The sequence below is a fragment of the Vibrio sp. 10N.286.52.C3 genome, from assembly GCF_041468865.1.
Taxonomy (GTDB): Bacteria; Pseudomonadota; Gammaproteobacteria; order Enterobacterales; family Vibrionaceae; genus Vibrio; species Vibrio crassostreae_C.
In genome coordinates this window covers 229881-243788 of the sequence record NZ_JBFRJM010000001.1, presented here as the reverse complement: position 1 = coordinate 243788, position 13908 = coordinate 229881, and the positions used below count along the sequence as shown (strand labels likewise).

6 protein-coding genes and 1 riboswitch are annotated in these 13908 nt (G+C 44.3%); of the genes, 2 read left to right on the top strand and 4 right to left on the bottom strand.

The window, feature by feature from the left end:
• Nucleotides 1–789: 789 nt before the first annotated feature.
• Nucleotides 790–2070: a sodium:proton antiporter gene (locus AB4138_RS00975; protein WP_017061334.1), complete on the bottom strand. Its 1281-nt coding sequence runs from the start codon at nt 2068–2070 to the stop codon at nt 790–792.
• 169 nt (nt 2071–2239) lie between these two features.
• On the opposite strand from AB4138_RS00975, the gene metH reads away from it, so the two are divergent.
• Nucleotides 2240–5917, top strand: a complete 3678-nt coding sequence (metH, locus tag AB4138_RS00970) for a methionine synthase (protein WP_371722098.1) — start codon at nt 2240–2242, stop codon at nt 5915–5917.
• A gap of 114 nt (nt 5918–6031) precedes the next feature.
• Here the strand turns inward: metH and lysC are convergent, their stop codons facing one another.
• Nucleotides 6032–7399, bottom strand: a complete 1368-nt coding sequence (lysC, locus tag AB4138_RS00965) for a lysine-sensitive aspartokinase 3 (RefSeq protein WP_372304680.1) — start codon at nt 7397–7399, stop codon at nt 6032–6034.
• Between the two features lie 108 nt (nt 7400–7507).
• Nucleotides 7508–7685, bottom strand: a riboswitch (Lysine riboswitch).
• Nucleotides 7686–7861: 176 nt separating this feature from the next.
• Between lysC and AB4138_RS00960 the strand changes: the two genes are divergently transcribed.
• Nucleotides 7862–9001 (top strand): alanine--glyoxylate aminotransferase family protein, encoded by a 1140-nt coding sequence (locus AB4138_RS00960; protein ID WP_372304678.1) that lies wholly within the window; start codon nt 7862–7864, stop codon nt 8999–9001.
• Nucleotides 9002–9113: 112 nt separating this feature from the next.
• Here the strand turns inward: AB4138_RS00960 and AB4138_RS00955 are convergent, their stop codons facing one another.
• Nucleotides 9114–10877: a PglL family O-oligosaccharyltransferase gene (locus tag AB4138_RS00955; RefSeq protein ID WP_372304676.1), complete on the bottom strand. Its 1764-nt coding sequence runs from the start codon at nt 10875–10877 to the stop codon at nt 9114–9116.
• A 96-nt stretch (nt 10878–10973) separates the two neighbouring features.
• Nucleotides 10974–13805 carry an excinuclease ABC subunit UvrA gene (gene uvrA / locus AB4138_RS00950; protein ID WP_136973961.1) on the bottom strand — a complete coding sequence of 944 codons (2832 nt, stop codon included), beginning with the start codon at nt 13803–13805 and terminating at the stop codon, nt 10974–10976.
• Nucleotides 13806–13908: the final 103 nt, after the last annotated feature.

The following is a 13908-nucleotide window of genomic DNA, read 5'->3' as shown; positions in this document are numbered from 1 at the left end:
TTTTCCGGATTGGTATAATATACGCCATTAGCAAAGCCGCGGATTCTCCTACTTACCAAAACAGCGCGTGTTGGGAGTCTAAACCTCCAACCTTTCCATATACTAAGCCTCAGCAGAAATACTGGGGCTTTTTTGTATCTGCTGCTTCTACGAAGTAATGTTGGGATAACTAGGCGCTCCTAGCTCACCTGCGTGCTCGAATCTCCGGAGTGCCTACTCATTCCAGCCTTGCCATATTTAAGACTCTAGTCTGCACGTCTCGGCAGAAATGCTAGCGCTTTTTATTCCTGTCATTTTTACAAGTATCACTTGAAGTACCATGTGTTCCTTTAGCTATCTCTATCGAACACTGATTTAGTGCAGCCTTGCTGTATTTAATGACTTAGTTCAAAGCTAAAGCTTTCTGTTCACCACTCATCTAGCTCCGTAGTCCTGTTAATAACTAACGCTATTCTAGCGAGACGTTGAGTCCCGTTATTTTTGTTTCCAGGTGAAAGGTGAAGTCTTTCGATTGAAGCTTATATAACTTGAGAGTGGGTTATTGGGTAGACTAGCGAGTGCGCACAAGAACGAGTTCTCTGTATGACTTAAGCTCCTTAAAGAGTTCTGGATACCCACAACAAGGCTTTCGACTACTCAAATACTCGCGGTATCAAATATCGATATGAGCTCTATGTTCCACGCATATCTTTCAGCGATAGCTCCAGTATGGGAATTGGTGAGTTTGACTTTCATTGGGTATAAAAAAGGCCACCTAAAGTAGGCGGCTTTGGTTGATCTATCTAGGTGTTAATCTAGCTCTTTCTCTGCTTGTTTTGCTTTCTCTATCATAGGAGTGATTGTTGAGCCTTGAACTAGAATAGAGAACACAACAACGGCGTATGTCATGACAAGGATTATCTCTTTTACATCTATTGCTTTGTCTTCAATTACCCAGATACCTGAAGGGATCGAAAGTGCCATGGCTAATGCTAAGCCACCGCGTAAGCCACCCCAAGTTAGAATCTTAATCGACCACGGGTTGTAAGTTCTAAAGCGTTTAAATCCGATGTAAGACAAGAAAACACTCAAGTAACGTGCACTCAATACTAGAGGGACTGCGAAAGCCATTAAGATCCAATCTTCTTGGTGGAATTTGAATAACAGCATCGACATACCAATTAGTAGGAATAATACGCCGTTTAAGAATTCATCTATCAATTCCCAGAAATGATCTAAGTGATCTTCACTCTCTTTTGAGAATCCGATAAAGCGAGTCCAGTTACCAATCATGATACCTGAGACCACCATCGCTAATGGTCCTGATACATGTAGAACTTCAGCAAACGCATAACCAGCAGTTGGAATGCCGATGGTTAATAGCAACTCCATCGAGTGGTCGTCGGTGTTGCTGATTAGGTAATGGAATACAAGACCTAAAACAAAACCGTAGACGATGCCGCCAATTGCCTCTTGAACGAATAGCATGGTCACACTACCGACGGTTGGCGCTTCTGTGCCGAATGCGATAGTAAATAGGGTTACGAAGATAACTAAGCCAAAACCATCGTTGAATAGAGATTCTCCCTCGATTTGAGTAGAGATTCTTCTGGGAGCGTCGAGTTTCTTTACTATTGCTAGCACGGCGATGGGATCGGTTGGAGAGATTAGCGAGCCAAAGAGTAGGCAGTAAATCAGATCAAATTGAATACCGATGAACTGGCAAAACCCGTACAGCACAAAACCGATAAAGAATGTTGAAAACAGCGTAGCACCTAACGCGAGTACTGTTATTTCCCATTTCTGGTCTTTTAGGTTTGGTAATTTGATTCCCAAACCGCCTGCAAATAGTAAGAATCCTAATATCCCTTTTAGAAGGAAATCTTCAAAATTGATACTGGCAACGGTCTCTGAGGCAATGTCTGCCAATTGGAACCAATTATTTTGTCCCGCAATGATAATCAATAGAGATAACATCATTGAGCCAGCTGTGATGGCGATGGTTGTCTGCATTTTACCAATTTTTGTATTCACGAAAGCAATAAGCATGGCTGCAGCGGACAAGAAGCATAAGGTGTAATAGACCGACATTGGGATTCCAACATGTAACAAAGTATGAATATGAATTTTCGTTGTCTCATGCTCAAATAGCAAACATTTTTTTGTCATGACTCAGTAATCAATTTCCTTTTTTAGACGTCTAGACTCCTTTTTAATGTGTGATAGGATGGAGGGATAATTAAAGGAATGAGGTTGTACCGTGGGAAGTAATGTAAGGCAAAAGATTGACGCTCTGTTGAAGCAACGAATTTTACTGATTGATGGTGGCATGGGCACCATGATTCAGGATTATAAATTGGAAGAGCAAGACTATCGTGGTGAACGCTTTGCTGATTGGCACAGTGACTTGAAGGGCAACAATGACCTTTTAGTTCTTACACAGCCTAAGCTTATCAAAGATATCCATATGGAGTATTTGGAAGCTGGGGCTGACATCCTCGAAACCAATACCTTTAACGCTACAACCATCGCTATGGCCGACTATGATATGGAAAGCCTTAGTGAAGAGATTAACTTTGCTGCTGCCAAGCTTGCTCGTGAAGCAGCTGATGAATGGACTGCAAAGACCCCAGATAAACCTCGCTTCGTCGCGGGTGTATTAGGTCCAACCAACCGAACTTGTTCTATCTCGCCTGATGTAAACGATCCAGGTTACCGTAATGTTAGCTTTGACGAACTGGTTGAAGCCTATTCTGAATCGACTCGCGCGCTCATTAAGGGCGGTTCAGATTTAATTCTTATTGAAACTATCTTTGATACGTTAAACGCGAAAGCGTGTGCCTTTGCCGTTGAATCTGTTTTTGAAGAGGTGGGTATTGCTCTTCCAGTGATGATTTCCGGTACCATCACTGACGCATCAGGTCGTACCCTTTCAGGACAGACGACAGAAGCATTCTACAACGCCCTTCGTCATGTAAAACCAATCTCATTTGGATTGAACTGTGCATTGGGCCCTGATGAACTGCGTGAGTATGTCGGTGAGATGTCTCGTATCTCAGAGTGCAATGTTTCTGCTCACCCTAATGCGGGTTTGCCTAATGCATTTGGCGAGTATGACCTTTCTCCTGAGGATATGGCTGAACATGTTAAAGAGTGGGCTGAAAGTGGCTTCTTGAACCTAATTGGTGGGTGTTGTGGTACTACTCCAGAGCATATCCGTGAAATGGCTGAGGCCGTTGAAGGTGTAACGCCGCGTCAATTGCCAGACTTACCAGTTTCTTGTCGTCTTTCGGGACTAGAGCCACTGACGATAGCTAAAGAATCTTTGTTCGTGAATGTAGGTGAGCGGACCAATGTCACTGGTTCTGCGCGTTTCAAGCGTTTGATCAAAGAAGAGCTTTACGACGAAGCATTGAGTGTTGCTCGCGAGCAAGTCGAAAATGGCGCTCAGATTATCGATATCAACATGGATGAAGGGATGCTAGACGCCGAGGCGTGTATGGTTAAATTCCTGAATCTATGTGCTTCAGAACCTGAAATCTCGAAAGTACCTGTTATGGTCGATTCTTCTAAGTGGGAAGTTATCGAAGCTGGCCTAAAGTGTATTCAAGGCAAAGGCATCGTTAACTCAATCTCTCTAAAAGAAGGCAAAGAGAAGTTTGTTGAGCAAGCCAAATTAGTTCGTCGTTATGGTGCTGCTGTCATCGTGATGGCGTTTGATGAAGTCGGGCAGGCTGATACTCGAGAGCGTAAAGTTGAAATCTGTACCAATGCCTACAACATTCTTGTTGATGAAGTCGGTTTCCCACCAGAAGATATTATTTTTGACCCGAATATTTTCGCAGTGGCTACTGGTATCGATGAGCATAATAACTATGCGGTTGATTTCATTGAAGCAGTAGGAGACATCAAACGCGATCTCCCGCATGCGATGATCTCTGGCGGTGTGTCGAATGTTTCATTCTCATTCCGTGGTAATAACTACGTCCGTGAGGCTATTCACGCGGTATTCCTATATCACTGTTTTAAAAACGGTATGGATATGGGCATTGTAAACGCTGGTCAGTTGGAAATTTACGATAATGTTCCAGAAGATCTGCGTGATGCTGTTGAAGATGTGGTACTAAACCGTCGTGATGATTCGACTGAAAGATTGCTGGATATGGCGACCGAATACCTAGAGCGTGCTGTTGGTAAGGTTGAAGATAAATCTGCATTAGAGTGGCGAACTTGGCCTGTAGAGAAGCGTTTGGAGCACTCTTTGGTAAAAGGTATCACCGACTTTATTGTTGAAGATACCGAAGAAGCTCGTGTTAATGCCTCTCGTCCTATTGAAGTGATTGAAGGTCCTCTAATGGACGGAATGAACGTTGTTGGTGACCTGTTTGGTGAAGGTAAGATGTTCTTACCACAGGTTGTAAAGTCTGCGCGTGTGATGAAACAGGCGGTTGCCCATTTAGAACCATTCATTAATGCATCCAAAGAAGTGGGCGCAACTAACGGTAAGATTTTGTTAGCGACCGTTAAAGGTGACGTTCACGATATCGGTAAAAATATCGTTGGTGTGGTTTTACAGTGTAATAACTACGAAATTATCGACTTAGGTGTGATGGTTTCTTGCGAGAAGATTCTCAAGGTAGCGAAAGAAGAGAATGTCGACATTATTGGCCTGTCTGGGCTGATTACACCGTCTCTTGATGAAATGGTACATGTTGCTAAAGAAATGGAGAGACAGGGTTTCAAGCTGCCTCTTCTGATTGGCGGCGCAACCACATCTAAAGCTCACACAGCAGTTAAGATTGAGCAGAATTATTCAGAACCTGTTGTATACGTAAATAATGCCTCGCGTGCAGTGGGTGTTTGTACTTCACTACTTTCTGATGAATTGAAACCCGCTTTCGTTGAGAAGCTGGATATCGATTACGATCGCGTTCGAGATCAGCACAATCGTAAGAAGCCTCGTACCAAGCCTGTCACGCTTGAAAGAGCTCGTGCCAATAAAGTTGCTATCGATTGGGATGCGTATACGCCACCGGCACCCGCTAAGCCGGGAGTTCACATCTTCAATGATTTTGATGTGGCAACTTTGCGTCAGTACATCGATTGGACTCCATTCTTTATGACATGGTCATTAGTTGGTAAATACCCTGCAATCCTTGATCATGAAGAAGTGGGTGAAGAGGCAAAACGTTTATTCAAAGATGCTAATGATTTACTGGATCGCGTAGAGAAAGAGAAGCTGCTTGAAGCGCGTGGTATGTGTGCCATGTTCCCAGCGAACAGTGTTGGTGATGATATTGAGGTGTATACCGATGAATCTCGTACCGAAGTTCTAAAAGTTCTACACAATCTTCGTCAACAAACAGAGAAACCAAAAGGCTTTAACTACTGTTTGTCTGATTACATTGCGCCAAAAGAAAGCGGTAAAGCGGATTGGATTGGTGGCTTTGCGGTTACGGGTGGTATTGGTGAGCGAGAGCTGGCTGATGAATACAAAGCGAAAGGCGATGACTACAACGCGATTATGATTCAGGCGGTTGCTGACCGATTGGCTGAGGCGTTCGCGGAATATCTGCATAAAGAAGTGAGAAAGGATATTTGGGGTTACTCGCCAGATGAGAATTTGTCTAACGACGATTTGATTCGAGAGAAATACCAAGGTATTCGTCCAGCTCCAGGTTACCCTGCTTGCCCAGAGCATACAGAGAAAGGTACGTTGTGGGAGCTGATGGACGTTGAAAAGGCAATCGATATGTCATTAACGACAAGCTACGCGATGTGGCCTGGTGCCTCAGTGTCTGGTATGTATTTCTCACACCCTGATGCTAGATACTTTGCTATTGCACAGATTCAACAGGATCAAGTGGATAGCTATGCTGACCGCAAAGGTTGGGACATGTTAGAAGCCGAGAAGTGGTTAGGTCCAAACATTAACTAGTTTGAATCTACGACGAGCTTTGATTCGTATAGTAAAAAAGAGAAAGGGTTGCTTAATAGCAACCCTTTTTGTATCTGAGATTTAGTTATTTATCTGTTGGTGATAAACGCATTTTTACTCAAACAATTCTTGGTGCAGTTTTTGAATCGCCAACTTAGAAACAGATTCATCTAGCAAGAAACACAGGTTGTGTGGGCTTGCTCCGTAACAAATCATGCGCAGGTTGAAATCTTCAAGGGTGCTGAATACTTGCTTAGCGTAGCCTTTGCTTTCACTCATATTATTACCAATCAATGCCACTAAACACAGGTCATGTTCCACATCGACTGAACAAAGCTCTTCTAGCTCAAGACGTGCTGCTTCTGGTAATTCAGGAGCACCACCTGATGTATCTGTTTGATCCAGAGTAAGTGACACACTGATCTCTGAGGTAGTGATAAGATCGACCGAGATCTTATGCTTAGCAAGGATCTCGAACACCTTTGCCAAGAAGCCATATGCATGGAACATGTTAGCACTGCGTAGCGTAACCATAGTTTGGTTGCAGCGTAGGGCAAGCGCTCTAAATAGAGGAGAGCTCTCAACTTCTTGACGAATCCAAGTACCACCGAGCTCTGGTGCTTTAGAAGAGCCGACAAATACCGGGATTTGGTGGCGTAATGCAGGTACTAGAGTCGATGGATGCAAGATCTTCGCACCAAAGTTTGCCATTTCCGATGCTTCACTGAAGCTGATCTCTGGGATAGGAGAAGCTTTAGGTGCAATACGAGGGTCTGTGGTGTAGATACCCGGAACATCCGTCCAGATTTCTAAACCAATCGCCTGTACAGATTCGGCAATCAATGCTGCTGAGTAATCACTGCCACCGCGGCCTAAAGTCGTGGTGTTACCTTCGCTATCAGCGCCGATAAAACCTTGGGTAACGACAACTTGTTGTTGGCAAAGTGGAATCAGTTTCTCTTGCGCTAGAGCGGCAATATCTTCTAGTTGAGGTTCGGCTTTACCAAAATCATCATTAGTACGCATCACATCTCTGATATCAAAGCGAACAGCAGGAGTGCCTCGTTCAGAGATGATCTGAGCCAAGATGTGTGTCGACATCAACTCGCCACATGCGACAAGGTGATCCGTCAGTTTAGTACTTGTTTGGAATGATGCGGCCTCTGCAGCGCTCGCAATGTCATCAAGAATGCTGTGGACTTCTTTTTCGATGCTGATTGGATCTGCGAGTTGGTCAAGAATTGCGTTGTGAATGTCCGCTAATTGCGCCATTAGTTCCTGACGACGAGCTTTGTCTTGAACACCATGTGCTAGTTCAACCAGCAAGTTAGTGACACCAGAGCATGCACTACTCACGACCAGTTTCGTGTTTGAGTTGTTTTCAATAATGGCAGCACAACGGCTCATTGCTTCAAAGTTGGCAACACTTGTTCCACCAAACTTAGCGACATTAAAAGAACCAGCTACATTAGATGCACTCACGATATATCTCCCACGACTTCCTAAAATAAAATTACGGTTGGGTAATCCAACGTCCGATGTTTTTCGAAGAGAGTTTTAGAGCAAAAAGAGAGGAATTATTAGAATAGTAACCTCAGAAGCTCTTCACCATATAGAAATGGCGACAGTTGACGGGATTCAGCCCGCTCAACCGATAATAAAGGTCCTGCATCCTTTTATTATCTCGGCACTGCTCCCCATAAATGTTTTGTATTGGAAATGCGGTTCCACAAAACATCTGCCTGGGCAGTGCTCCTCTTCTGCTAGATAGCCGTTTCATTGAACGTGTTTGCGCTCACAATGTCAATTGGTAACTTGAGTTAATTTAAAAATAATTTTAACAATTATGTGACAGTGGTTTGACCTCAATACTTATGGCTAATTGCTGAGGTAATCAATTTGCTTTAGGGTGGATTGTTCACAACATTAACGTAAGGGATGTACATGTCTAATTTACCACTCACTACTGCTATCGATAGCTTTTATCCACCACACCGAACGTTAATGGGACCTGGTCCTTCAGATATCTCACCTCAAGTGTTACAGGCTTTGAGCCGTCCAACCATAGGTCACTTAGATCCGCTGTTTATTGCGATGATGGACGAGCTTAAACAGCTTCTTAAATACGCTTTTCAGACTGAAAACGAATTTACGATTGCCGTTTCTGCACCGGGCAGTGCGGGTATGGAGACCTGTTTTGTTAACTTGATTGAGCCTTGTGAAAAGGTGATTGTTTGTCGTAACGGTGTCTTCGGTGAGCGTATGCGAGAAAACGTGGTGCGTTGTGGTGGCGAAGCCATCCTTGTTGATGACGAATGGGGCAAGCCCGTTTCAGTTGAAAAGGTAGAACAAGCATTGGCAGAAAACCCCGATGCCGTTGCTGTTGCATTTGTGCATGCAGAGACATCAACCGGAGCGTTATCTGATGCTCAAGCTATCTCTGCTGTCGCTCGTCAGTTTGATGCGTTAACGATTGTTGATGCAGTGACATCATTAGGTGGTGTGCCATTGCTGGTTGATGAGTGGCAGCTTGATGCGGTTTATTCTGGCAGCCAAAAGTGTCTGTCTTGTGTGCCAGGGCTATCTCCAGTGACTTTCTCTCAGCGTGCGGTTGATAAAATGAAAGCCCGTAAAGCACCAGTGCAAAGCTGGTTTTTGGATCAAAGTTTAGTATTAGGTTACTGGAGTGGAGAAGGTAAGCGTAGCTACCACCATACCGCACCCGTGAACAGCCTTTATGCTCTGCATGAGTCGCTGGTTTTGTTGAAAAATGAAGGCCTAGATAATGCGTGGTCTCGTCATCATGCGATGCACCAAGAGCTTAAAGAAGGCGTAGAAGCTCTAGGGTTAAAGTTTGTGGTTGATGAAGAGAGCCGCCTGCCGCAGCTTAATGCACTTTATTTCCCAGAAGGAATTGATGAGGCTAAGATCAGAACGCAGCTTTTAGAAGAATATAATCTTGAAATCGGTGTTGGGCTTGGCTCTTTGGCTGGTAAGGCATGGCGTATCGGCCTAATGGGTTACGGTGCTCGCAAAGAGAATGTCGCGTTGTGCCTAAAAGCGCTAAAAGATGTTTTGAAGTAGCTGCATGAACTGAAATTAAAAAGAAAAGCGCACGAGAGATCGTGCGCTTTTTTGTATCTACCCCAAGCTCCTACTGCCTACTAAGTGAAGCTTGCGTTGCGAATTCTTAACATTATTCTGCAGACGAAACGTTATCTTCTGCTTGTGACACTTTCTTATACTGAACCTTTGAAAAGTCTCTGTTAGGGAATAAAAAGTTCGCTTCGCTACGAATTTGCTCTGCTTTACTTTCTTCTCCTAGGCCTTGATACGCCAGAATCAGATTGCTGTAGAAAGCCGGTCTTGGTTTACTCTTTATGATCTCCAGTGACCAATCGATGTAAGGCTGTATAAGGCTCGAGTCGGCTTTGTAGAGGCCGATATTAAGGTAAGTGCTGTATATATCCCAATCGTAGCGATCTTTCCACACCACTGGGTTCGTTACCTGCTTAAGAATGTCCGGATTTTTCGGCTTAGACAGTTCAAACTTAGTCAGTACATAGTTGGTGTGCAGGGCGCTCAACATATAAAAACTGACCAAAATAGGGAGCACTAAGCTCAACACTCTAAATAGGGTCTTGCTGATGATACTGAACGACTGTTGATAATGTCGGGAAGAGCGCTGATCTACCCAGTAAATCAATATAATGAATGTTATCCAGTGAATCGCCGAGTGGTAAAAAGGATACTCAAGTTGAGAGTGCAAAAGGATTGGGATAAATAACGCGAGCAGGGCTAGACGTGTTCCCTTTGCTGAACTTGTTATGCGTGACATCACCAATATTGCAGCAATCAAGATTCCGATGATTGGTACAATCCCCCCTTCAACTCCCCAAAACAGGAACTCATTGTGCGGGTGATCCATTGAAGGAAGACCTGGATGATAGTTCGAGTTGAGTTGATGTTGGCGAGCTGTATATAGCGTGTATTCAGACTCAAATTTCCCGTAACCATAACCTGTAAATGGCTTTTCGATCATCATATCTAAAGCTTGCGGGAACGTATAAGCGCGCGGGCTTTCTAGGTTCGCTTTCTTGCTAGCGAGGCTATCAGTCGCACTTAGGCTGATCACCGAAAAAGCGACGACGACACCGACGAGCACTGATGCGCACCATCCGTAGAAGCGTTTCTTGGTCGAGAACTTGTATAGATAGGGCAGAATGCAGATAAACCCAATGACAGCGGCCAACCATCCGGTACGTGATGCAATGATGATCAGCAAGGGCACGGTTAAGGTTGGAGTTAAATACAGTAGGAATGATTCGCTGATCTTATGGTTATATTTAGCCGGCTGCCTTGCTAAAAGGTAAGCGGACAGCACAAAACCAGTAGCAAGAAAGCTTGCCATTACATTCGGTTGTTGAAATATCCCATATGGTCGGTTTGCAGCAGTGTTGTAGCCAAATAGGTTGCCAGGTTCTAATAAGAAATATTGCACATAGCCAAATAGTGCTTGTATAACAACAGCAAGTACAATGAACCACAACATACGTTGCTTGTGTTTATTGCTGAACTTAAATTGCTGCAGCACCACAAATAAGGCAAAGCCCGCCCACAATCCAAGCAAGCGTCCTGACGCTCCTTGAGGTGCAGCATTGCTGTATAAAATGGGTAGCGTGAGTATGATGCAGCTAATCAACAAGCCAATTGTTAATTTGGAATACTTGAGTACTCGATTGGTCGCGAGTTGGTAAAAGCCAATCGCTAGCGTGAAGCTTAGCGCTAGCCAAGTGGTAGGGTTAAAGGATAGAGCAAGGCCCGAACCACCAGGATTCGGCATAAAAAAATGCATAGCTAACAAGAATACAACAGCTAAAGAAGCCAGAAATGCTTTGTTGAGTGGTAGCTGAGTGACCTGATTTTCTAGCTGAGTACCGCTAGTGTGTATTGTTGCCATAAATCCCTAACCTTATAAAAACAGAGCTTGTTCCTTCTGAAACAAGCTCTGTTACTTTAACATTTTTCTGTCTGCCCGCAGGGCGCTATTTTACACCTACTTCAAATTTAACATAGGCTTAAGGAAGCGAGCAGTGTGTGAACCTTCGACTAACGCCACATCTTCAGGTGTACCCTCTGCAACAATCTCACCACCACCTTGCCCACCTTCTGGGCCAAGGTCTAGGATCCAGTCTGCTGTTTTAACGACATCTAGGTTGTGCTCAATCACGACAACTGTATTACCGTGATCACGCAGTCTATGTAATACCGTCAGTAGCTGCTGGATATCGTGGAAATGAAGGCCTGTTGTTGGCTCATCGAGAATGTATAAGGTTTTTCCCGTGTCTCGTTTAGACAGTTCACGCGCTAATTTAACACGCTGAGCTTCACCACCAGATAAGGTTGTAGCTGCTTGCCCTAAGCGAATGTAAGAGAGGCCAACGTCCATTAAAGTTTGCAGTTTACGAGCGATAACAGGTACCGGGTTGAAGTATTCACGAGCATCTTCCACAGTCATCTCTAGAACTTCGTCAATGGTTTTACCTTTGTAGCGGACCTCTAGAGTCTCACGGTTATAGCGCTTACCTTTACACACATCACAAGGCACATACACATCGGGTAAGAAGTGCATCTCTACCTTGATTACGCCGTCTCCCTGACAAGCCTCACAACGACCACCACGAACGTTAAAGCTGAATCGACCTGGCTTGTAACCACGAGAACGTGATTCCTGAGTGCCCGCGAATAGTTCACGAATAGGGGTGAAAATCCCTGTGTAGGTCGCAGGGTTTGATCTTGGTGTACGACCGATAGGGCTTTGATCTATGTCGATTACCTTATCAAAATGTTCTAACCCTTTAATCTTTTTGTGCTTTGCTGGAACTGCAGTCGTGGCACCGTTTAATTGAGTGTGGGCGACTTTAAAGAAGGTATCGTTGATAAGCGTTGATTTACCCGAACCTGATACGCCCGTAATACAACTGAACAAGCCAACAGGAATTGTCGCGGTCACATTCTTTAGGTTGTTCCCCGTTGCGCCAACGATCTCGACGACCTTTTTCTTGTCGATAGGCGTTCTCTTTTCAGGCACTGCAATTTCTTTAGCACCGCTCAGGTATTGGCCTGTCAAAGAGTTCGGGTTTTCGATGATGTCTTGCATGGTACCTTCTGCCACCACGTGACCACCGTGCACCCCTGCTCCTGGACCGATATCGATAACATGGTCAGCACAACGAATTGCATCTTCGTCATGTTCCACAACAAGTACCGTATTACCTAAGTCTCTCAGGTGAATTAAGGTTTGCAATAGACGTTCATTATCGCGCTGGTGGAGACCAATTGATGGCTCATCAAGTACATACATAACGCCAACTAAACCGGCACCGATTTGGCTCGCCAAACGAATACGTTGCGCCTCACCACCAGACAGCGTTTCAGCACTGCGTGATAGGTTAAGGTAGTTCAAACCAACGTTGACTAAGAAATGCAGACGATCATTGATCTCTTTCATCACTTTATCTGCGATCTGCCCACGTTGACCGTCTAGCTTCAATTCTTGGAAAAATTGTAGTGCGTCAGCAATGCTAAGTTCAACGATTTCCGGAAGTGTTGTATCACCAATGAAAACATTACGAGCTTCTAATCTCAGGCGAGTGCCATCACAGCTAGAGCACGATTTGGTTGAGATGTATTTAGCAAGATCTTCACGCACTGCGCTCGATTCAGTATCACGGTAACGGCGCTCCAAGGTATTTAAAATGCCCTCAAATGGATGACGCTTAACCCGAATATCACCTCGGTCATTGATGTACTTGAATTCCACTTCAGTACGACCTGATCCTTTTAGAATGATCTCTTGAGTCTTTTTCGGTAGAGAATTAAATGGCGCATACAGATCAAAACCATAATGTTCTGACAGCGACGTTAGCATTTGGAAATAGTAGTAGTTCTTTTGATCCCAACCTTTTATCGCACCTTCAGCAATGCTTAGGTTCTCATCTAAAATCACTCGGCTTGGATCAAAATACTGTTGAACACCAAGACCATCACACGTACCACATGCTCCTGCCGGGTTATTAAATGAGAACAGGCGAGGCTCAAGCTCTTGCATGCTGTAACCACATTTAGGACAAGCGAAGTTAGCAGAGAATACGATCTCTTCTTGATCCGTTTCGTCCATCCAGCCGACGACAGCGATACCGCCAGAGAGCTCTAATGTGGTCTCGAATGACTCGGCTAAACGCTGTTGAAGATCAGGACGAACCTTGAATCTGTCTACCACAACTTCAATGGTGTGCTTCTTATGAAGTTCAAGTGCTGGTGGATCGGATAGATCACAGGTTTCACCATCAATTCGGGCTCGGATAAAGCCTTGCGCAGCTAAGTTTTCCAGTGTTTTAACATGCTCACCTTTGCGCTCTTTGACAATCGGTGCCATCAACATCATCTTTGAGCCTTGAGGCAGTTCTAAGACCTTATCGACCATTTGACTGATGGTTTGTGCTGCTAGAGGGATGTTGTGGTCTGGACAGCGAGGTTCGCCTACTCGCGCATACAATAATCTGAGGTAATCATAGACTTCGGTAATGGTACCGACGGTTGAGCGAGGGTTATGTGAAGTCGATTTTTGTTCTATTGAGATAGCTGGAGACAGACCTTCAATATGGTCGACATCAGGCTTTTCCATAAGAGATAGAAATTGACGAGCGTAAGCAGACAGAGATTCAACATAACGACGCTGACCTTCTGCGTAGAGTGTGTCAAACGCAAGTGACGACTTTCCTGAACCCGATAATCCGGTGATGACAGTCAGTTTGTCACGTGGAATGGTTAGGTTGACGTCTTTGAGGTTATGCGTACGAGCGCCTCTAATTTCTATTTTATCCATCTCAATAGACCATGTAATTTTAAGTGGCTAAAGTATTACATAGAGTGAGATTTGTGCAAAGTTTTACTGGATAAAAAAACAGTAAACAAAAAGGGCGACTCAA